The 21,690-nt window shown below is 59.1% G+C and carries 17 protein-coding genes and 1 pseudogene; 12 read left to right on the top strand and 6 right to left on the bottom strand.

Annotation, left to right across the window (positions count from 1 at the left end; translation table 11 throughout):
- The first annotated feature begins 64 nt into the window (after nt 1-64).
- From HY298_27755 to HY298_27720, 8 genes are all read left to right on the top strand, one after another.
- Complete coding sequence (locus HY298_27755; GenBank protein MBI3854039.1) at nt 65-511, top strand: Rrf2 family transcriptional regulator; 447 nt, start codon at nt 65-67, stop codon at nt 509-511.
- A gap of 65 nt (nt 512-576) precedes the next feature.
- On the top strand, nt 577-933 hold the full coding sequence (locus HY298_27750; GenBank protein ID MBI3854038.1) for a hypothetical protein: 357 nt from the start codon (nt 577-579) through the stop codon (nt 931-933).
- A 25-nt stretch (nt 934-958) separates the two neighbouring features.
- Nucleotides 959-1,291: a thioredoxin gene (gene trxA, locus HY298_27745; GenBank protein ID MBI3854037.1), complete on the top strand. Its 333-nt coding sequence runs from the start codon at nt 959-961 to the stop codon at nt 1,289-1,291.
- 25 nt (nt 1,292-1,316) lie between these two features.
- Nucleotides 1,317-2,384 (top strand): sigma-70 family RNA polymerase sigma factor, encoded by a 1,068-nt coding sequence (locus tag HY298_27740; protein ID MBI3854036.1) that lies wholly within the window; start codon nt 1,317-1,319, stop codon nt 2,382-2,384.
- A 59-nt stretch (nt 2,385-2,443) separates the two neighbouring features.
- On the top strand, nt 2,444-4,852 hold the full coding sequence (locus HY298_27735) for a hypothetical protein (protein MBI3854035.1): 2,409 nt from the start codon (nt 2,444-2,446) through the stop codon (nt 4,850-4,852).
- A gap of 364 nt (nt 4,853-5,216) precedes the next feature.
- Nucleotides 5,217-6,515, top strand: coding sequence for a choice-of-anchor E domain-containing protein (locus HY298_27730; GenBank protein ID MBI3854034.1), 1,299 nt, complete (start codon nt 5,217-5,219; stop codon nt 6,513-6,515).
- 472 nt (nt 6,516-6,987) lie between these two features.
- Nucleotides 6,988-8,292: an MFS transporter gene (locus tag HY298_27725; GenBank protein ID MBI3854033.1), complete on the top strand. Its 1,305-nt coding sequence runs from the start codon at nt 6,988-6,990 to the stop codon at nt 8,290-8,292.
- A complete protein-coding gene (locus tag HY298_27720) occupies nt 8,289-9,422 on the top strand; it encodes a GNAT family N-acetyltransferase (protein MBI3854032.1) in 1,134 nt (377 codons plus the stop codon). The genes HY298_27725 and HY298_27720 overlap by 4 nt, the downstream gene beginning before the upstream one ends.
- 51 nt (nt 9,423-9,473) lie before the next feature.
- On the opposite strand, the gene HY298_27715 is transcribed toward HY298_27720, so the two are convergent.
- The 3 genes from HY298_27715 to HY298_27705 form a co-directional block, all read right to left on the bottom strand.
- A complete protein-coding gene (locus tag HY298_27715; GenBank protein ID MBI3854031.1) occupies nt 9,474-10,427 on the bottom strand; it encodes a phosphatase PAP2 family protein in 954 nt (317 codons plus the stop codon).
- A 26-nt stretch (nt 10,428-10,453) separates the two neighbouring features.
- Nucleotides 10,454-11,692 (bottom strand): beta-lactamase family protein, encoded by a 1,239-nt coding sequence (locus tag HY298_27710; GenBank protein MBI3854030.1) that lies wholly within the window; start codon nt 11,690-11,692, stop codon nt 10,454-10,456.
- Between the two features lie 194 nt (nt 11,693-11,886).
- Nucleotides 11,887-14,745, bottom strand: coding sequence for an HYR domain-containing protein (locus HY298_27705; protein MBI3854029.1), 2,859 nt, complete (start codon nt 14,743-14,745; stop codon nt 11,887-11,889).
- A 293-nt stretch (nt 14,746-15,038) separates the two neighbouring features.
- On the opposite strand from HY298_27705, the gene HY298_27700 reads away from it, so the two are divergent.
- The 3 genes from HY298_27700 (at nt 15,039) to HY298_27690 (ending at nt 18,209) form a co-directional block, all read left to right on the top strand.
- The gene (locus HY298_27700; protein ID MBI3854028.1) at nt 15,039-15,938 is read left to right on the top strand and encodes a trypsin-like serine protease; all 900 of its coding nucleotides are present in this window, start codon (nt 15,039-15,041) and stop codon (nt 15,936-15,938) included.
- 233 nt (nt 15,939-16,171) lie between these two features.
- A complete protein-coding gene (locus HY298_27695) occupies nt 16,172-16,651 on the top strand; it encodes a redoxin domain-containing protein (GenBank protein MBI3854027.1) in 480 nt (159 codons plus the stop codon).
- 91 nt (nt 16,652-16,742) lie between these two features.
- A complete protein-coding gene (locus tag HY298_27690; protein ID MBI3854026.1) occupies nt 16,743-18,209 on the top strand; it encodes an NAD(P)-dependent oxidoreductase in 1,467 nt (488 codons plus the stop codon).
- A gap of 24 nt (nt 18,210-18,233) precedes the next feature.
- On the opposite strand, the pseudogene HY298_27685 reads toward HY298_27690, so the two are convergent.
- Together HY298_27685 and HY298_27680 are read right to left on the bottom strand one after the other, a co-directional pair.
- Nucleotides 18,234-18,359 (bottom strand): annotated as a pseudogene (locus HY298_27685) (serine hydrolase).
- A gap of 237 nt (nt 18,360-18,596) precedes the next feature.
- Nucleotides 18,597-19,553, bottom strand: a complete 957-nt coding sequence (locus tag HY298_27680) for an SGNH/GDSL hydrolase family protein (GenBank protein MBI3854025.1) — start codon at nt 19,551-19,553, stop codon at nt 18,597-18,599.
- On the opposite strand from HY298_27680, the gene HY298_27675 reads away from it, so the two are divergent.
- Nucleotides 19,540-19,923, top strand: a complete 384-nt coding sequence (locus tag HY298_27675) for a hypothetical protein (protein ID MBI3854024.1) — start codon at nt 19,540-19,542, stop codon at nt 19,921-19,923. The two genes, HY298_27680 and HY298_27675, sit on opposite strands and share 14 nt — an antisense overlap.
- A 170-nt stretch (nt 19,924-20,093) precedes the next feature.
- Here HY298_27675 and HY298_27670 read toward each other — a convergent pair whose 3' ends face one another.
- A complete protein-coding gene (locus tag HY298_27670) occupies nt 20,094-21,473 on the bottom strand; it encodes a PD40 domain-containing protein (protein MBI3854023.1) in 1,380 nt (459 codons plus the stop codon).
- Between the last annotated feature and the right edge of the window lie 217 nt (nt 21,474-21,690).

Genomic DNA, 21,690 nt, shown 5'->3' with positions numbered 1-21,690 from the left:
CGGCCTCAACGGCCATTTACCCTTGACAATTGTAATAACTACGGTTACTTGATGGCTATAGTTTATGAGAACGAGTTGTCGCTTTGCCATGGCCGTGCACGTGCTGGCCGTCCTCGCGTACAAGGAGGGCGACCCGGTCACGTCCGCCCTCCTGGCCGGCAGTGTCAACACGAACCCGGTCATCATCCGGCGGCTGCTGCTATCGTTGCAGCGTGCGAAACTGGTGGAGACGCGCAAAGGGGCGGGGTCAGGTTCGCGATTAAGTCGCTCGCCGGGGCGTATCAATCTGGCTGAAATCTATCGGGCGGTGGAGGATGTTGAGCCATTCGCTACTCCGTCACGAAAACCCAACGCTGCCTGCCCGGTCGGATATTGCATCCGGAAGACCTTGGACAAGGTTTTTGCATCAGCGCAGAACGCCTTGGAACGGGACTTGGAGAAAACCACGCTGTCCAGTGTGATCAGCGCGGTGAAAGCCTCCGCTGCCTGCGCTGGGAAAAAAACTGGTTGACGATCTCTTTTTTTGTGTAAGTATGTAACAGTTACTATTACATATAACTGAAAGACCAGAGCATTATGAAACCAAACAAACCGAATGAATATCGAGCAAACGCAGAGATCAGAACCACCGTGAAGAGCGCGTGCCTTGCGTCATGTCAGAAGATTCTCGCGCAGATAAAGAAAGCCAAGGAAGCCATCTTCGCCGAGTCCCGCGACGCGCTGGCAACGCAGGAACGATTGGTCCGACTGGCTCTGAACGAAGCCGAGGCGCTGGCATGGCAAACGATGTACCCAAACCTCGTTTTCCCAACGCTCGCGATGGAGAAGGTCCAAGGACTTGCCGTTTGGAACGCACATCAGCAATCGGTAAGGCAAACAAACCGGCCTTCCGCGTTCGCGGCACAACAGATTGGCAACGTCCGTGGGTATTGAAACAAACGTTAATCGAAAACGAAACATGAATGCGACAATTGAGGTCAATGAGGAGAACTTCGAAACAGAAGTTCTGAAATCGGCGCTCCCCGTCATCGTGGACTTTTGGGCCGAGTGGTGCGGGCCGTGCAAAATGCTCGCGCCGGTGCTTGACGAAATCGCCACCGAGCAGTCCGGTCGCGCGAAACTCGCCAAGGTCAACGTGGACAACAATCCTGCGCTCGCGGCGCGCTTCGGCATCCAATCCATCCCGACGTTGCTCTACTTCGCCGGTGGCGAGGTGCGCGACCAGACAGTGGGTTTCGTGGCGAAACGCGTAATCGTTTCGAAACTCGAGGAAATCGCCGCCCTGGTATGAAAAGCGGCTCCGCGATAGGAATTCGATGACGAAGAAACCTAAGCACATGAAAAGCATTTTCAAACCAAGTAAAAGGTCGCGAACGACTCGGCTCACGCCGGCCCATGTCCATTTGACTCCGTCGCGGCTTCCGGAGCGACGCCGACGCGCAGTATCCCGACCGGGAACCGTGCGGTCCCGGCGAATGGCGCTGACCATGCCCGTGGCTGTTGAGCCGGCCCAATTGAACCGACCGGAGCCTCCAACGGGCGACGCCTTGCAACTTTATCTTCGCGAAATCGGTCAGGTGAAGCTGCTGACGCCAATGGAGGAAATTGCGCTCGCTAGACGCATCAAGCGGGGGGACAGGCGGGCGCGCGAGCACATGATCAAGGCCAACTTGCGACTCGTGGTGAAGATTGCGCGCGATTACGATGGTCTGGGCCTGCCCTTCCTGGACCTGATCAATGAGGGAAACATCGGACTCATGAAAGGAGTCGAGCGCTTCGATCCCAAGAAGGGAGCTAAGCTTTCCACCTACGCGGCTTGGTGGATCAAGCAAAGGATCAAGCGGGCGCTGGCGAATCAATCGAAGACCATCCGATTGCCCGTTCACGTGGTCGATAAGGTGGCTCATATTGCGCGGGCGGAAACAAAGCTTCGTGAAGTGCTTGATCGCGACCCGACTGATGAAGAGCTTGCGAGCGAACTGAATCTCGATCCGCGGCGCGTGCGACAGTATCGTCTGGCATCTAGAACGCCGGTTTCACTCGACGCTCCGATAGGCGCCGACTCGGCGGATCGCGTCTCGGAAGTGGTGCCGGACCCGAATGCTGCAGCGCCGTTCGATCAACTCGTTAAAGAAACCGACAACGCCTTGGTCCGGGAAGTTCTGGTCACGCTCGACCAACGGGAAAGCGCCATTCTGGCCATGCGTTTCGGATTGGATGACGGTACCCCAAAAACGTTGGAGGAGGTTGGTCGGCAATTTGGCGTCACACGCGAACGCATCCGGCAGATTCAGGATCAGGCTTTGAAGAAAATGCGGGTCAAGATGGAGAAGCGGGACGGTCCGTCGGTTGAGGAGGCCAGCACGATCGCGGTGGTCGCGTGAAAAGGCCTCACGAAAAAGGTGACACAGGACGAACAGCGTGATAGAAGTTATTCATCGCTGTGTGGACCGACTCTGATGAAACGCAAACTGGCTGCTCTTACGATGAGCAGACCCGAAACGCGGAAGAAGCAACGCCGCCGCTGCCTTCCGCCCCGCCGACACACCCTGAATTCTCGCCGCTAACGGAGACGCCTGCCGCTTCAGCGGTGCCCGGCACAAAGGTTTCGCCCGCGCCGCGTTGGGACCACGGCTGGCCGGTTCCTTCAACAATTTCTTGCCATCCCGACGAGGCGCGAGCCTGCATTCAGTTGCCGAAGTTTGATGCCTTCGTGCTGGAGAAAGCGCGCGTCATTTCCGGACGGCTGCCGTTTGCGGAGGCAGAATACCGGAACTTGCGCGGGAAGGAGCGGAGCACGGAAGGAACTGACCTGTCACATTTTGAAAATGTCTTCCGCATTGCCGCCCGGATCGCGAGCGTCCGCAAGGTGCAGGAAACCCGTGACTACGACGACCTCCTGATCCTCACAGCGTGGCATTGCGTGAGACCCGGGGTCGAAGGGTTTCTTGGTTCCTATCCGAAATCACTGCTCTGCCCGTTGTCTCACACCGCACCGCCAATCGCCTTGGAATCCCTTTCCCCAGCAAAGCGAATTGTCTTCGACCGGCGGGCGCCGGTTTACCTGCGTTATCTGCTCCTCGAGAAATTTGGTTTGCGCACTTGTGCCGACATTGAAAAAGCGGACTTGCGTCACCTGCTCCGAAGCACGGGGTTTCGCCTCATCCGTTCCAGCGCGGTACCGGAAGTTGCCTTTGCCGGCATCACGCGAGGTGAAGACCCGCCCGTGCGACCCTGGAAGCTGACGCTCCGGCAGGAACTCAGCGATGAACGCGCCGCCGAGATGCTGATTCATGCGGCGCTCTGGCAGATCAAGCATGGCCTGCGGCTCGTGACGTTTGAACAGGGCACGCCCCGCTGGAACATCGGCGCCTTCGAGCGCACGGATTGGGAAGATGCGTTCCTTTCGCTCGGTGTGCGGGTGGCGCCCTCGCTGATGCGCGGAAGCGGGTTGCTGGATTGGCGGGCGGTGCTGGCGCGTTGCCTCGACCAGATCGGCACCGGCAATCTTCCGCCGGAAGTTCTCGGAAAAGTTTCGGCTGTGCCGCAGCGCGTCAGCCATGACAGTCAGCAAGCCATTTGGGAAGTGCTCGACCGTGTCGCCCGGACCGTTCTGGAACAAGTGCGGACCTCCGAGCCGCAACTTTTTACCGACGACGGCGAGTTGGATTATGACGCGGCCCGGTCCTTTCGCCGCTGGGCGAGATTATTTGATGAGGTTTCTCCGCAGATCCTGTCGCGCTTTGGGGTCTCCGCCTTCACCTCACTCCACCGCGTCGCCCCGGAATACTTCGGTTGGGGTCCGATGCATCTTAAACCATGGGAACTGGAGCAGGAACACGGAAAATGGAAGGGGTCGCGAGGTCGCGCGCTGCTGCGAAGTGCCTACGCGTTTGCGCTCTATGAAACCGGCCTTGGCTGCATTGAGACCCAGGAAGAACAGGTCATCTGGCAGTGCACGCTGAATCAATTCACGGAGTGGTCTGCGCTCTGGGCCGAACAGGAGATTACGGCGTACGATTTTTTATACGGGATAGCCAGCCGGCACGGGTTGACGCCTTTGTTGAGCCGGGAAGTGACGCACACCGCCGCGGTTTCGCTGCTGGCTGGAATGAATGTGCATGAGCACCTGCCGCGGATTGAAGGCTGTTGGAATCTGTGCTTGCGGACTGCGTTGGAACGCCACGGCGGCAAGCTGGAAGTGCGGCTCGTGCTCCCGGATCTGGTGCCGCTCCCGCTCCGGCTGCGCAAGGCCGCGTTGACTCCGCTCGGCTACACTTATTTGCACAAAGAGATTCGCTTGATTCGCGATTTTGACCTGCGCATGGCGCACGAAAGCCATCGCCGGCTCGAAGAAATTCCGGGTTGGTGGGAAGACGAACGCATCATCGGAACGCCCCTCCTGGAGCGCATCAACGATGCTTCTGAGCCTGCGCGCGTTGTGCTCGGGCTGTTGCGCCCGGAACCGTGGCTGGAATCGCCGGAGCATCACATCCGGTTTCGCGCCCTGCACCTGCTCCTCTCCAAACGCGCAACCAATCGCGCGACGCCGGGCGAAGCAGGCTTGTCCTCCGAGGAAATGCGGGCTTTGCTCCGGCTGGCTTTTGAGGGGACGTTGGAGCACACGAACATTGCGCAAGTCTCCTTGCCAGCCATCCGACGCGGCTTCGAGCGCATCCTCGCCCGCGATGACACCCGTGAAATGCTGGATTCTTTGCTGCTACATATCGGCACCGCGTACGAAACCGAAATCTGGGGACAGGTGCGCAAGTTCATCGTGCTCGACGTCATCAATGATCTGCTCGCGCTCACCATTCGCAGTTGCCTGTTGCACATGATGAGTGCGGATTGAGCCGGTGCACCACTGCACGGCACACAGATCTTAACCACGAGACGTAGAGACGCGGAAGTAATCGCATACGGGAAACACCAAACCTACCCCTGGGTCCCTCATCCTTTGATCGGCCACCTTCCCTTCGCACCGGCTACGGGAATCCCCCCGAGCGAAGAACAGCCCTTGATGCCAATCTACGGAAGGAGTTTGCCAATGTACGGGTAGCGTTTTGACGCTCCGAATTGAAGGTTAGTGGTATGAATGGGTCAGAACAAGACGCGTTGTCGCTCAGCGTGGCTAGCAAGCTCTCGAGGAGAGTCTTATTTCCCACAGCGAAGCGTCTTCTGCCCGACCGTTAAGCCAACGATGTAAAGGCAAACTCATGAATAACATCTTACTAATCAAGCGCGCGCTGGTCGTCAACCCGGTCCCTGAAGTCGCCACCATTCCAAAAAGACCTTATCCCGTCAGGCCATTCGTCTTAGGAAGAAAGTTGTCCCTGTGCGCAACATTGGCAATCGTCTTAACTTCAGGACTGGCCGATGTCAGGGCTGACACCATCTATTGGAACGAGAGCGGCGGCCTGGTGCCGCGGTTCGATCCGGCGTACGGCCGTCTCACTTCTGTCGCACTCGCCTTTGCCGGGAATTGGCAGACTAAGAATGGCGTGTATAACCCCACGCAATTCGACACCTCTTACAGCTTTTCCTTCTCCATGCCAATCAACGCGGGCGTCGCCGGCACAGGACTCTGGGCCTCGGGCTCGCTGACCTACAATTGGGATGGCATTGCGTTGGCCATGAGTTATAGCGAGGGTCCCTGGAAAATGGATGGGACGTTTGTCATCTTTGACGACACTTCACTGGCCGCGGATTTGGATTTCTTCACGGGCACCGACCCTGTGCAGATCAGTGCGTGGTACGGAGAACCCTCACTTTCCGTCTCGCCTTCGTATCTACAGGTCGTCCCCGTTACCTTTGGGTGGGCTGGCAGCGCCTCAGGAAGTTATACCTACGAGCCAGTACCCGCGTCGAGCACCCTAACTCAGACATTTCGCACCACGGCTGCGCTGAAGTCCGTATTCCAAGGCACTGATCTGGCCGGTAAACCCGCGTTTGAATATGACACTCTTGAAGGCCACGATCTGGTCAACCTAGCGTTGGGTACGAGCCTGACAACTCTACGAACCAATGAACTGCTGGCGCTGGATATTGATTGCGGCTCCACGGTAGTCAGCCTGGTTGTGTTCAGCAAGACCCTCGGCACCAACATCGCCACAATCGCCACCAACACAACTCTGGATGTGGTGACCGACCAGGGCAACGCCGCCGCTGCGTTTCCCAACAAAGAACGGTTCGTGGCACAAATGGTTATACAGGCCGGCGGAAACACCACCAACGGACTGGTCAGCGGGCAGTTCACACTTGCCGGCCGATTACAGCTCAACCCCACGAATGGTTGTCCGCAGGCGGTATTGAAGGACCATGATAAGTTTGACCGGATTTTTAGAGATATAAAATTTAAGACCGGCGACGACAAGCTGGAGGTCGGGCTTCGTGATGTGCATCAAGCGGGAGAGGCGCATTTAATCGGAGTCGTCACTGTCGTCGTAGAGGGGACAACGACCAAAGTGCTCATTCCGTTCGGTGCGCTGAGCCTTAAGCGCCAACTGAATCTTTGAGCGTTCAATCTGGAAACTTGTCCGTTGGGCGCGGCGCCCGGTGGACAGGCGGTGGTGAGTTACTAACGCTGCTGGCCAGGGGCTTCGCGGCGTTGAGGGTGCCGTTTTGCGCGCCGTTCCCGGACGCGCGCTTCACCGTTGAAGAGGTGGCCGCGGAAGGAGGGAACGTCGCCGCGGTACGCTGGCCGCGGCGGGGCACGAATTCTGGGCGATTACCAAGGCCGGCGGACAATGGGCACGACGGAGTTCGAGCAGGAAGTGTGAAAACCGATGGACACGGATTCGTTCTCCCGACCCGCATCGCTCGACTTTTCTGACAACCCTCAACCGACCGTAGAGTCGCGGAGAGCGGCGAATATTTGTAAGCGCCGAGACGCGGAGTGCTGAATTTTCGACCGCTCCGCACGGGACTTTGTCATCGAGTGCAAATTCGGGTTGATTGAGGCAGTTCAACCCCGGCACTATCGGGGCGATGTCCCAACTCGCGCCCAACCCGGAGGTTCTCGACCGCGCCATCCGTCGGGCGAAATGGAGGCTCATCCCGTTCATGTTGTTGATGTATCTGCTGTGTTACCTGGACCGGGCGAACATCGGTTTTGCCAAGCAGTCATTCCAGGCTGCGACCGGCGTGAGTGACGCGGCGTTCGCTTTTGGCGCCGGCGCCTTTTTCATCACCTACGCTTTGTTCGAAATCCCCAGCAACCTCATCCTGCATCGCGTCGGCGCGCGCCGATGGATGGCGCGCATCATGGTGAGTTGGGGCCTGATTTCCGCAGCGATGATCTTCGCGAAGAGCGACACGTCCTTTTCGGTGCTGCGTCTGTTACTGGGTGCGGCCGAGGCTGGATTCTTTCCAGGCTCAATCCTATTCCTGACGTATTGGTTCCCCGCGCAAGCGCGCGGACAGATCATGGCCATTTTTTATTTCGGCGCGCCGCTGGCTCTGATGTTTGGCGGGCCGCTCTCGGGAATGCTGCTGGACTTTGGCAGCCGATTCGGCGTGCAAGGCTGGCAACTGATGTTCGCGGTGGAAGGATTGCTGGCCAGCCTGGTTGGTGTCTGGGCTTTTTTTTACCTGACGGATCGTCCGGCAAAGGCGTCCTGGATGCCGCAGGATGAGCGCGATGCCTTGACGCAGGCGATTGACGCCGAGGAGCAAGTAAAGCAGGCTCGCGGCACCGTGACCCTTGGTGCGGTGTTCCGGAATCCGCGATTGCTGCACTTCGTCGCCATCTACTTTCTCATCCAGATCAGCGGCTACGGCGTGGCTTTCTACCTGCCAACCCAAGTCAGCGCGCTGATGGGTGAGAATGTCGGGCTGCGGGTCGGTTTCGTGACCGCCATCCCCTGGGCTTTTGCGATTATTGCCGGCTCGTTCTGGCCGGCACTGGCGATGCGGACTGGCTATCGTCGCACCTTTGCATTCCTCTCACTCACTGGCATCGCTGTCGGATTGAGCCTGTCTGCCAACCTGCCACCGGCACTGGCGATTGCGGCGCTGTGCCTGGTGACGGCCGGCATCATTACCGCACAACCGATCTTCTGGACGTTCCCCACCGCATATTTTGGCGGTATCGGCGCGGCGGCCGGGATTGCCACGATCAACGCGTTGGGAAACATCGGCGGCTTCGTGGCTCCGCCCGTCAAGACGTGGCTCGAACACAGATTTAGTTCGACGACGATGGGCCTTTACTTCCTTGGATTCGCAGGATTCTTGGCGGCGCTGCTGGTTACGCGACTGCGGAGCAGCGATGTGACCCAAATGAAAGAGGAATGAGCCAAGCACTCCAAGTCATACCCCTCTCGCGTGCGGCGCGCCACGTCAACCGCTTCCTCGAAGTCAGCTACGGCATCTATCGCGACGACCCGCACTGGGTCGCGCCCTTGCTCGTGGACGCGCGCAAAGTTTTTTCAGACGCCAATCCGCTGTTTCAACACGCCGAGATGCAACTCTGGATTGCGACGCGCGATGGCCGCGATGTGGGGCGCATCGCCGGCATCTTCGACCGGAATTACAACCAGTCGCAACAGAGCCGCGATGCTTTCTTCGGGTTTTTCGAGTGCGAGCATGATGCGCCGACGAGCCGGCAATTGTTTGCCGCGGTCTTGGATTGGGCGCGACAATTGGGCGCGCATCGCGTGCTCGGGCCGATGAACCCCACGACCAACGAGGAGTGTGGATTGCTGGTGGACGGCTTCGATTCTCCGCCGCAGTTGATGATGACCTACAACCCACCTTACTACGAGGATCTGATCCAAGCGGAAGGTTTCACGGGCGCAAAAAATTTGCTGGCGTTCCAAATTGATGTGGCGAGGTGCCCGCTCGAACGATTACAGCGCATTGCCCGCCAGACGCGCCGGCGGAATCCTGAAATACTTTTCAAACCCGTGCGCCGCCGGACCCTCGCTGCCGATCTCGACAAGATCAAGGAAGTCTATAACGCCGCGTGGCAAAGGAACTGGGGATTTGTTCCAATGACCGGAGCGGAGATTGATTTTCTGGCGGCGCGACTCAAACCGCTGCTGGTGGAAGGCCTGGTCTGGCTTGCGGAGAAACCGGGCGAGCCGGTCGGATTCATGCTGGCCCTGCCGGATTACAACGAGGTCATTAAGCCACTGCGCGGCCGGTTGTGCACTCCAAAAATTTTGGGTCTGCTCCCTTACGTTCTCGGCTACAAGCTTCCCACCCGCTGTCGAGTGGTCATTCTGGGTGTGAAGGAGGAATATCGCAACCGTGGCATTGAAGCCGTGATGCTGGCGGAAGGTCTGGCAACCGGGCGGCGACTCGGAATCAAGGAGGCCGAAGCTTCCTGGGTGCTGGAGGACAATCTGCCGATGCGCCGGTTGCTCGAACCGTTCGGCGGAAGAGTTTACAAGACCTACCGTATTTACGAGCGAGCGGTGTGATCTCGCGCCACGACCGTCCCTCGAAACGTCGTCAGACCCTCGACGCGAGCTTCAGTTGCAATTCTCCACGGAATCGGCAGTTGCGCTCAATTCCCGTTTCCCATTGCCGAACTTGTGGTAAAGCCAGTTACCAAGCGGCAACAGCACAGCCGCCAAGGCAATGCCAGCCACGACGTCCACCACATAGTGGTAACGGCCATACACGGTCGCAACGCACAGCAGGATCACCGCGATCAAATGCACGAAGCGAATGCGCCGGAGATATTGGAACGAGAAATACAGCGTGCACAACGCCACCGCCACATGGCTGCTGGGGAACGCCGCCCCCGCCGCCTCGAAATGATCGTAAATCCAACCCATGAGCCTGAAAAACACGGCGGCTTGAACGGATGCCGGGGCGTTGAGTTTGATGGAAGCAACCATGTCTTGCGGAAGTGGCTCCTGAACCAAACCGGCATAAACAATGCGCGGCCCGACCACCGGCACGAAGATGTAAATTGTGTAGCAGACGTAGAACATGAATGACACGACCGAAACGAAATGCGCGAACTGCCGCCGGTCGCGCCACCACAGGACGAATCCCACGCCGGCCACCATGAGGTAGTAGGAAAAATACGCCGCATAAAGCAACTCGGCCAGCCAACGTGCGGGAAACCGCTCCAGCATTTCAAGCCCCGGCTGCATCCCAAAGAGCCGCGCTTCCAACTTCAGGAAATGAGCATCCCAATAGCCCGTGTAGAACATCTGGTTCAACAACTCTGTCTCGCGATAAAAAGCCACGAAGAGCGGGATCGGATAAAACTGACGGAAAAATTCAAGGAGCTGGTTCTTCGGAAACTTGCCTTCAACCTGGATCAACAAGTGGATCAACAAGACGCCAAGCGCGTGTGCCAAGACCAACCACGGCCAGACTGACAGACGCGAACCGTGAAACACCAAAACGAGCAGCGCCACGAAAGCGATGTAACCCTGGGTTGCGTGATCAACAAACGTGTAGCGTTTCATGCGCGTGCGCCTGGCGGAGCAGCCCTTTATTTCAATGCTTGAAAATACCCGGTCTGAAACGCCGCGAAGAAATTGTGCTCGTTGAACGGGAAATGTTGGGCAAACGCGATGGCCACAATCCTCTCCTTAGGATCGATCTGGCAATACGTTGTCGCCGCACCGTACCAGCCGAATTGACCGATCGAAGACGGCATCGAAAGTTGACCGAGCTCCGTCGTCACCTCCACGCCGAAACCGAAACCCTTCTGCCGCGCCGCCGCCTGATTGTTCGGCAGCGTCTTCATGTGATTTGCGGTCATCAACTCGACCGTCTTCCGGCCAAGGATGCGTTTGCCGTCGAGGGTGCCACCATTGCAAAGCATTTGCGCGAAGCGCGCATAATCGCCGGCTGTCGAAAAAATCCCCGCACCGCCAGCTTCGATTCCGCGCCCCGCTTCCGGCCACGTCTCGATGAGCGGTTTGTCTTCTACAAATTTCCCGTTCGGTCCGTGCTTGTACGTCTTCGCGAGACGATTCATCTTGGCTTCCGGTACGTCGAAGCCCGTGTCCTCCATGCCGAGCGGGCGAAAGAGCCGTTCCTCCAGAAACGCGCCGAATGTTTTTCCCGACACCCGCTCGATCAACGCCCCCAGCACGTCCATGTTCACCCCATAAGTGTAAGCGTCGCCCGGCTGATGCTTGAGCGGCAGCTTGGCGAGTTTCGTGATAAAGTTCGTCAACCCTGGCCCGCTCCACAGGTCCGTGCTGCGCCACAATTTCGTCAACTCGTCGTCGCCCGCGAAATCGTAAATCAATCCGCTCGTGTGGGTGAGCAGATGTTTGATGGTGATGGGCCGCTTGAGCGCCTGGGTTTGTGGGGCGTCCATCGTACCACCCGTCCAAACCTTCATCTCCTTCAACTCCGGCAAGCAATTCGCGACCGGATCGTCCAGGTTGAATTGTCCATCCTCAAACAACATCAGCGTGGCGACGCACGTGATGATCTTCGACATCGAATACACGCGGCAAATTGTGTCGCGCTCCATCGGCAACTGCTTTTCCAAATCGCGATAGCCGTAGGTCTGGAAGTCCACGATCTTCCCGTCGCGCGCCAGCAACGTGATGATGCCTGCGTGCTTCCGCTCATCCACAAATCGCTTCACCGTCTCGTGCATGACTTCCAGCCGCGCCGGATCAAAACCCGCCGCCTTGGGCGAGGTGGTCGGCAATTGTGCTCGGAGCGGAATTGCCACGAGCAACGTGACAGCAAGGATAAGTGTCTTCATGTGTGTTGACTTGTTGTTCGAGTTCTTCGCGGTTTCTTTGTATCGCCAGTAGTGTTGCTCTGCACTTTGAAAGCTGCTTGCCGCGCCGAAACATCGAGCTCGCGGTCCGACGAAGGCGACGCTCCTGACGGTGCCGCTTTGGTTTGAGCGCCCGGCGCACGGGCACACCGCCACCATTCGTTTTCATTCACGAGCTAAGGTGAATAGAGGCGAAAGAATCTGTTGCTGTTCACAGCGGATACGATTACCTGCGACTCCGACCCGACGTGCGCCGGGGTGTTGGTCACGTCTATCCACGGTATGGGCGGCGTCAGATACGGTGCGGATTGCAATCGGAACGCCGTGCAAACATCCGGCCAGCGAATCACGATGTTGGTGGATTGCCGCGCGACGTTCAGCATCGGCCTAGTGAGGTTCACCGTCACCTTGAAGGAGCAATTGGTATAGCCCCATTGGTTGCTGGCGGTGCAAGTCACGAGGGTTACGCCCAGTGGAAACGGGCTGCCCGAGGGCGGCGAGCAGGCCACGGGCGGATACAACCCGGCCCCGGTCAACATGCGGATCGTGCCAGTCGTCGAACCGGATCTGCCCGCCAGCGGTCCACCCGCCGCGCCGACAAAATCAACCCGGTAGGTAATGTCGAAGAAACTGTCCACCGCCCAGGTGCCGTCCGGCTGCCGGGTCAACATGGTGTGCCCGGGACTGGGCAACCCGAAATCCGTGCCAGCTGTGATCCGCAACAAATCAAAGTCCGGGTCGCCCGTGATTTGACCGAAGAAGCGGAACATGTCCGTGTCGAAACTCTGCACCGGCGCGCCCAGCGTGCGCGGGGCGGTATGAGTTTCAAAACCAACGGCGATGTTGAGCGCACGATGGTAACCCGCGAGCGTGCCCGTGCCGTTCAGGTCGAGCGCCAGCGTGGCATCGCTACATTCCTTTTCGCCGCCCAGACTGCCGCCCGGTTCGTGGCACACGCCCGGCGTTGGGGACGCGAACGAACAAATGTCCACCCCGCTCGTGGTGCAAAGGAAATTCTTGAGAATGGGCGTCATCCTGATCGTGGTTCCGGGGGCCAGCCCGTCAATGATCTGCATCACATCATCCGGGGCGATATATTGGCAACCCGCCGGGGGCAGGGCGGCGGTGCCGGTCCCGTTGTCGGAGACAGCGCAGGCCGGACCGTTCGGGCAGTGGTTGGTGGCGATCGGGAAGAACTCGACCGGGAAACTATTCGAGCAGGTCTGCACCACGATGTTCGACGGGCACGGCATGTCGGGTGGTCGCGTGTCCGGCAACACCGTTACGAAGAACTCGCAACTGCTCGTCCGTCCCCACACGTTGCTCGCCACGCACGTCACCACGTTCGTGCCCAATGGGAAGTCGCTGCCGGAAGGCGGCGTGCACGTCACGATTGGCGGCGGCCCGCTCCCGGTCCAAATCCGGATCGTGCCCGTCGTCGAGCCTGACATGCCTCCCACCGCTCCACCTGGATGGCCCACAAAATCAATCCGGTACGTGATGTCAAAAAAGCTGTCCACCGCCCACTTGTTACCGGGTTGGCTGGTCAACGTAGTGTGGCCGGGACTGGGCATCCCGAAATCCGTGCCGGCCGTGATCCGCAACAAATCAAAATCCGGGTCGCCCGTGAGTTGACCGAAGAAACGGAACAAGTCCGTGTTGAAGCTCTGCACCGGCGCGCCCAACGTGCGCGGGGCGATGTGCGTTTCAAAGTCCACGGGGAGATTGATGGCGCGATTAAATCCGCCCAGCGTGCCCGTGCCGATCAGTTTGAGGGCCAACGTCGCGCCGCTGCAACCCTTCTCGCCTCCCAGCGTGCCGCCCGGCACCATGCACACGCCCGGCGTCGGCGGGAACGAACACACGCTGACCACGCTCGTGCCGCAGGTGAAATCCTTCAGGACGGGCGGCATTTCGATCGTCGTTCCCACCGGCAGCCCGTTAATGATCCGCAGCGCGTCATTCGGCACCCCATACTGGCAATCCGGCGGCGGGAGGTCCGCCGTGCCGTTGCCGTTGTCAGGAACGACGCACGCTCCGGCGTAAGCACACTGGTTGCTCGTGAAGACGGCGAAATCGACGCGGGCGCTGTTCGAGCAGGCCAGCGCGACGTTGTTCGACGGGCACATGATGAACGGCTCGTCACGGACGATTACGGTGAAGCTGCACTGATCAGTATTGCCGGCGGCGTCCGTGGCCGTGCAAGTCACCGCGGTCAGGCCCGCCGGAAAGGTCGAACCGCTGGGCGGAATACACGCGACCGTCACGCCGGGACAATTATCGGTGACCGTGGCGAGAAAAGTCACGTTGCTCTTCGAGCATTGGCCGGGGTCCGTGTCCACGACGATGTTGGCCGGACACGTCACCGATGGTGGCATCGTGTCGTAGGCGGTCACGCTGATGTCATCCAGGTACCAGCCTTCAGCCGTATTGGAAAAATCCGAATCGAACTCGAATCGCAGCTTGTGGAAGTCGCCGATAAACGCACTGAGGTCCAACGCCACTTCCGTCCACGCGACTTGCGGGCTGCTGTTCGACCAGATGACAGTGCCGTCAAGGAACACCTTGGCCGCGTCAAAGCCGGACTCGATCGAGGGAATCTTCGACCAGAATCGCAAGATGGCGCGGTTTTGGCAGACGCGCAGGTTGAGATTGGTCTCCATGTAGGCGGCCATGTTGTTGGTGTAGGTTGGATTCGGCTCGTTGCTATTGAAGGGATAAGCTGTGCCTGCGCAGTAGCCTTTCCAATTACCGCTGTGTGTGCCCTCGCCGCCGAACGTCGCATTGACATCCCGCCAGGTCGCTCCACTGCCGGTGTTGCCCACCGTCCAAACGCCCGGAAACGCGAATTCAAATCCTTCAGACAAGATGGTTGTCTGTGCGCCAGCAAAAGCCGGGTGAAAAAACAACCAGCACCCGATCAACCAACCCAGCCCCTGCGGAATCCACCGGCAGAGCATGCGCAGGGCGACAAATTGTGAGCAAATGATCTTCCGATCCGGTTGGTGCTGCGACGGGAGCAACGATGTTTTCATGGAGTGTGTTGTGTCAGGGGTTGAGGTTGCTGGAACGTCGTGAAAGTTGGAGGAGTGTGGCGCATCCAGTCGTGCATTGGTCGCGGACCGCAGGTTGCAGAGCGAAGGGCTGTTTGCCAATCCTGGAGGTTCGACTTCGTGGCCACGGCAGAAATTTATACCAGGCTGGCGATCAAAGGGAAGCAGTTAATGCAGCACGATTGCCGCGGAAGCATGGTCAGAATGCGCGTTTCGCGGCCCAGGTTGCCGAGATGCGTCTTGACGCGCGGTGTTCGTTATGGAGCCATCCAGCCATGAGATTGGGCAAAATCGGATTGGTCGCGCTCGTCGGAATTTTTGCCGCGACGACGCTCCACCCGACCGCAAGCTGGAGCGCCACGATCCGCGATGACCAGCCCGACAGCAATTATCTCGAGCTTGCCAACAACCTGGATTACGCGCCGGTTGGAACATTCGTTGCGGGAATCAGCGGCAGCGGCACGCTCATCGCGCCGGACTGGGTGCTCACGGCCGCACACGTTCTGGTGGCCGCCAGTTCCGGGACTTTCACGATCAATGGGATTGCCTACACCTCGACCGAACTTTATCGAAATCCCGGTTGGAATGGCAATGCGCTCAACGGTTACGATTTTGGCCTGGCGCATCTCAGCGCCATGGTCACTGGTGTCACTCCGGCGTCGCTCTACACCGGGTCAGCGGAATTCGGGCAGACCGCAACATTCGTCGGATTCGGTCTCACGGGCACCGGCCTGACTGGCTACCAAACCCTCGATAACCAGAAGCGCGCATTTCAAAACGTCATCGACGGCGATTTCGGCAATCCAGCCATTTTGCTGGGCTGCGATTTCGACAACCCAAATTCGACAGCGGACAACGCGTTTGGCGAGGCAACTCCGCTGGGTCTTGAAGGCTCGGTGGCACCGGGCGACAGCGGTGGCGGTGTATTCCTCACGATCAACTCGCAAATCTACTTGGCCGGTGTGATCTCTTTCGTGGCGGCCACGGATGGCAGTGCCAATGCCGATTATGGCGACGTCAACGGCTTCGGGCGGGTCTCGGCCTTCACTCCGTGGATTCTCAGCACGATCCCCGAACCCTCGGCGTCCACGTTGCTGGCGGAAGCTGGTTGTCTCTTGCTGCTCGGACGGCTGTGTCGGCACGTGAATAAATCGTCCGGAGACAATCCCCGGTGAATGCCCGTGGGCGCTGATCATTGGGCGGCGCATTGACCCATAGTGACGGTTCTCAGAGTTGGTTCCATCTCCTCGTTCTCAACCACGGTGCGCCCGCCGCTGGCGAATGCCGGGAGCTCCGCAAGCCGAGGCTTGAACTTCAGCGCAATCCCGGTTTGACACGGCAATGGCCGACGATTATAAACGCCGGGCAGTTAACGTTTGACCATTCAACCATTTAACCGATTATCATTATGGCAATTCCTGTCGGCTCCAAGGCTCCTGATTTTACTTTGAAATCCAAACAGGCTTCCGGTCTGGTGGACGTGAAGCTCAGCAATAATCTCGGCCAGAAGAACACCGTCCTGCTGTTCTTTCCGGCGGCGTTCACCGGAGTTTGCACCACCGAATTGTGCGAAATCACCGCCGGTTTGAATGCCTATACCGGCATGAACGCCGAGGTGGTCGGTATCAGCGTCGATACGCCGTTCGCGCAAGAGGCCTGGGCGCAGAAGGAAAAGATCGGCATCACGCTGGCCAGCGACCTCAACAAAGAGGTCATCAAGAAATATGACGTGGTGTTCCCGATGCTGGCCGGTGTGGGGGACACCGCGGCGCGCGCGGCGTTCGTCATCGACAAGAACGGCGTCGTCCAATACAGCGAGCAAACGCCGTCGCCGAAAGATTTGCCCAACTTCAACAAGGTCAAGGAGACGTTGGCGAAGTTGAAGTAATCCGCCTGAAAGCAGATTTGCCACGGCCGCTGCCAGAGTTTAGACTTCGATCGCCGCGCAAAGCGGACGCTCGCTTTTGCGGGCAGCGATTATGAGTCAGGAAACCACGGGCAAAGGCAAAGCCAAGCACAATTGGAGTTCCGTCCCGCGCGCGACGCCGCCCAAACGCTCGGCGGTCGAGCGGGCGGCTGATTTCCTGGAAATTTATTCCACCTACGACGAAGCGACGGCGCGCGAGCAGGCCAGCCGCTGCATCCAATGTCCCAAGCCAACCTGCGCCGAGGGTTGCCCATTGGCGAATCGCATTCCCGAATGGCTGGCCCTGACGGCGGAGGGACATTTTCTGGAGGCCGCCGCGCTCTCCGGCTCGACGAGCAACATGCCGGAAATCTGTTCGCGCGTCTGTCCGCAGGAACGCCTGTGCGAAGGCTCGTGCATTCTCAACAGCCGGAGCGAACCGGTTTCCATCGGTGCGATCGAGCGCTTCCTGAACGAGTACGCCTTCGAACACGACGCCATCGCGACCACACCCGCGACGCCGAACGGATTCAAAGCGGCGGTCATCGGCTCCGGGCCGGGCGGCATGGCCTGCGCCGATGAACTGGCCAAGCTGGGTTATGCGGTCACCGTTTTTGAATCGCAAATGCTTCCCGGCGGCTTGCTGGTCAATGGAATCCCGGCTTTCAAATTGGAGAAAACAATTGTGGCGCGGCGAATCGAGATTCTGCGCAAGCGCGGCGTGGAGTTTCGTCTCGGCGTGAAGGTGGGTTGGGATTTATCGTTGGCAGATTTGCGCCGCGAGTTTGACGCCGTCTTTTTAGGCATTGGCGCGCAGCAAGCCAAACCGCTTGATGTTCCTGGCGCGGAACTGGGCGGCGTCTATCAAGCCCTCCCATTCCTGATCCAAAAGAATGTTGATTTCCCGATGGAGATTCCGCCCATCGAAGTGCGAGGCCGGCGCGTCGCGGTTTTGGGCGGCGGCGACACGGCCATGGATTGTCTGCGCACGGCCATTCGGTGTGGCGCCAGCGAAGCCCTCTGTCTCTATCGTCGCGATTTGGAAAACATGCCGGGCAACCGCAAGGAATACGCCAACGCCATCGAGGAAGGAGCGAAGTTTCAATTCCTGATCGCGCCCGTCGCGCTCAGCGGCAACGGCGCGGGTGAGGTGACGCAGGCCCGGTGCATTCGCATGGAATTGGGCGCGCCCGACGCGAGTGGCCGTCGCAAGCCACGAGCGATAGCCGGCTCGGAATTCGAGGTGCCGGCGGAGGTTGTTTTGGTCGCCTACGGTTTTGATCCCGTGCCTTTTCCGCCTGGGAGCGATCTGGCACAGATCGCCGTCAACGACTGGGGAGCCGTGAAGGTGGACGCGAACCAGATGACGAATGTGCCGGGTGTTTTTGCGGGTGGCGACCTGGTGCGGGGTCCCAGTCTGGTGGTTCATGCCGTGCGGGATGGCCGGAAGGCGGCCCGCGCCATCCACAGCTATGTGTCGCAGCAAACCAAGGACATAAATCAGATTCAAGTGGCGGAGCCGTTAACCAACACGAGTTGAATCTGTCTCTCCCGGAAACGTCACCGGAATTTTAAAGGCTTTGAGATACGTGTTCACATCCGCCTTCAAATCGAGCTTGCCCTGCTCGGCCAGTTGCATCACCGCGGTCCAGGTGAACAGCTTGGTGACTGAGCCGATGCGGAACAACGTTGAAGTGTTAACATGAATGAACAAACAGTAGCAGAGAAGAGAACCCCCAGCCCCCCGAGGGGGGCTCGCGCCGCCCAAAATCGACGGCGCTACACCGTGGCCGAAAAGCTCAAGGCGGTCCGGCTCTACCAGGAGGAGCAGGCCGTACGGAACTGAACGCCGGCGCGGTCGAACTTCGCCGCGCCGGCGATCCAATCCTAATCGGACCACTCCGGCAGTGCAACCGTAGTCTAATCGTCACCTTTTGTCCCAGGCATTCACCAAGCCGTTAAGGGAGTTGATGAGTGGGGCGGGTGTTCCTTCGCCTTGACGCGGCGAGAAGTAGCTGATCAAGGAATCAGCGGCCACTTTGGCAACCACCGCGTGGCCTTTTGTGGTCGGATGGACACGGTCCCAGAACAGGAATTCGTCAGCATTGCCGCCAACCACAATGAGTTGATCCGTTACGTTCGTGAAGCCGAACTGGGCCGGCTGGGCGACCATTTCACGCAGCAAAGCAAAGGCATCCACTCGAATGGTTGGGATGCCCGCGGAGGCGAAGCTGTCCAAAGCCGAGTTCAGCACCTGGTTATAGGCCGCACTGAGTTGGGTTAGGGGGCTTCCAATGCCCAGGCCGAGCGCGAAAGGCGTGAGACCAAGGTCGGGCACATTGACCACCATGATGTGGCGCGCACCAGCTTGCCAGAGTTGTTGAATGGCTTGCACCGTGTTGCCCACACCGTTGCCGATTAGAACTGCCGGGGCCTGACCGGTCGCGAGCGCCAGGAAAAAGTCGTTGGCTCCCGCCCAGACCACGAACAACGCGCCTTGAGCTTCCGCCGCGCTTCGCGTGGTTGTGAAGCTGGCGATCTCATCAAGCAATCCTGGGTAAACCCGTCCGTTGAGACCATCATTCAAGTTGAAGTCGCCCGTCGTGGCCCCGAAGACCGCGTAATTGTCACCGGGGGCGATGCTCATGCCGAGGGCATCGGCCAACTGCTCCACCCAGAGACGGCCGTTGGAGGCCCGGCCCTCGAAATACGGTGGAGGCGGAAACCCGCCGCTGAGTCGGAAAAGGTTGCCGGTATCCGAGAGGCTGTCCCCAAAGACGAAGATCCGGCTGAACGGCGTCGAATCGTCGGCCCGCGTGATCGAAGTTTGGAACAGCAGAGCAATCGCCAGGGTCGCGAATGCGAGGTTTTTGATTGTCTTCATAGGTTCTGTCTTTTCGTTTTTGTTTAACTTTTTGACTACTGCGGAAGGCTGGGTTGAAGACGGAATTCCAATTCCGTCATGCCGCCATTCCGTCGCAGGGTGTTTCGCTGCACGTAATCACCGACTACAGCGCCTTGCCCGCACGAACTCCGGCACCCGCCTCCTTAATAAGCCGGAAATGGCTTCGGACATTACACCCGGAGCGGCGGTGCCCGGAGAGCACCTCAACGGATTCTCCACAAATGCCATTCGTGAAATATTTGGATCGCATTTGGAAATCCTTCGCCAAGCAGGGGCGAGCGGAATTGGTGTAAGTGCAGAAACTCCAGAAAGCGTTCATCGCCCTGGCGCCGCACTGTTTCCACCGTAACGAAACGAGACGGAGTTGCCTCGCCACGAAACGAATCGGCTGGTTGATCGTGATGTTCATAGGCGTTCAGCCTTTCGTGTTCAGTCTCCAGAACGGGCAGGCCTTGGCGCCCGCACGGTGTTGCCAAGACGCGCCCTCCGCTCACGCGAGCGGAAATGCACTGCGCCGCCTCAGTGGCTCAAGGCGCGGTAGAAACGGTGGCCTTCTGGAGCCGAAGCCGGGTCGGAAAGCTCCACGCGGTCGCTGGTGTTGGTCCTGACCCACGGCGTCCATGTGCTGAAGTCCGGCGAGACTTCAATGTCGTAGGTCGCCCCTGCGCGGCCCAGCAACTCGAACTGAAATTCGCCATTCGCGCTCACGCCCAGCGCGGTCAACGCGGGCAACCTTGTCACGCTGATCTGCCAGAGGTCCCAATTGCCCAGGCCACCACTGCGGTCAGAACCGAAGTAGAGTGTGGTTCCGTCAGCGGAAATGGCGTGCGGTCGCGCGCGGACAGTAGGTTCGGCGATGGCGCGAATCCGGACGGGCGGGCCGAACGGCGACGCGGTTGTGGCGCGTTTGGCAACCCAGGCGTTACCGGTCCCGGGGTTCGCGCGATCGGACATGAAGAAGAGCAACAAGCCGTCTGTGGAGAGGCACGGGAATACATCATAGTACGATGTATTCACGGGTGCTCCGAGGTTGCGCGCAGGCTCCCACGGTGCCGTGGAATTTGTCCGCGTGCTGATCCAGATGTCGCCCCCACCCAATCCGCCGGGTCGGTCTATGGCGGAGAAGAGCAAGGTGAGACCGTCCGCCGTAATCGAGGGTCCAAACTCCTCCGAAGCGCTGTTGACCTCCGGGCCAAGGTTCACCGGCGCACCGAATGGATCGGTGGGCGTTGGCCGGGTGGCGACCCAAATGTCGCCGCTCCCGGCGCCTCCGGCTCGGAAGCTCCCGAAGTAGAGCGACAATCCGTCCGGCGAAATCCTGGGACTGCCGTCGTCCGATGCGCTGTTGACGGGAGCACCCAGGTTAACCGGCGCGCCCCAAGGCGAAGCTGCTGTCGGCCGCGTGGACGTCCAAATATCAACCAATCCAGAACCGCCAGGTCTGTCGGACTCGAAAAAGATTGTAAGCCCGTCCGTGCTGATGCTGGACTCATCCTCCAAATAACTGGAGTTCAGCGATGTCAGGTTCGTCGGCACGCCAAAGCGCAGTTCAAGATCACCCAGATTCACGACGTTCGTGGGAAGCACCGAGAGCCAGGCCACCTGGCTGGTGAAAGAGCCGCCATCGTTGCTCACCACCACCGAATACGGGCCGGCGTTGGTGAATTGCACGTTGACCAGGCTGAGGCTGGTGTTGGTTTTGTCGAGGAGCTCGGTGCCGTTGAAGCGCCACTGGTACGTCGGCGTGGGCGAGCCACTGGCCGCGACGCTGAAGGTCGCGGTGCTGCCGACATAGGGCATTTGATTTGTCGGTTGCTGGGTGATGTCTGGTTGGCCAAAGCTGCTCATCGCCATGGCCAAGAGCGCGGCGGACATTAAAAGACTGTTGTTGGTTTTCATGTTCGAGTCTGTTCTGCGTTGTTCGTACTTGTGCGGGAAGCCATCGCTTCCATCTTCGTTCTTCAGCATAATAAGCCGCAAATAGCATCGGACATTACACCCAGAGCGGTGGAGCCCTGCGAGCAAACCAACGGATTCTCCCCAAATGCCATGCGTGAAACACAGTGAAACGCAGGTCGAATGAGTCGAGAAGCTGGGAGATTGGATGAAGCTGGCT

This window comes from Verrucomicrobiota bacterium, assembly GCA_016200005.1.
GTDB lineage: Bacteria > Verrucomicrobiota > Verrucomicrobiia > Limisphaerales > PALSA-1396 > PALSA-1396.
Note: the sequence above shows the minus strand (reverse complement) of the source record. Positions and strands in the feature narration are given on the sequence as shown.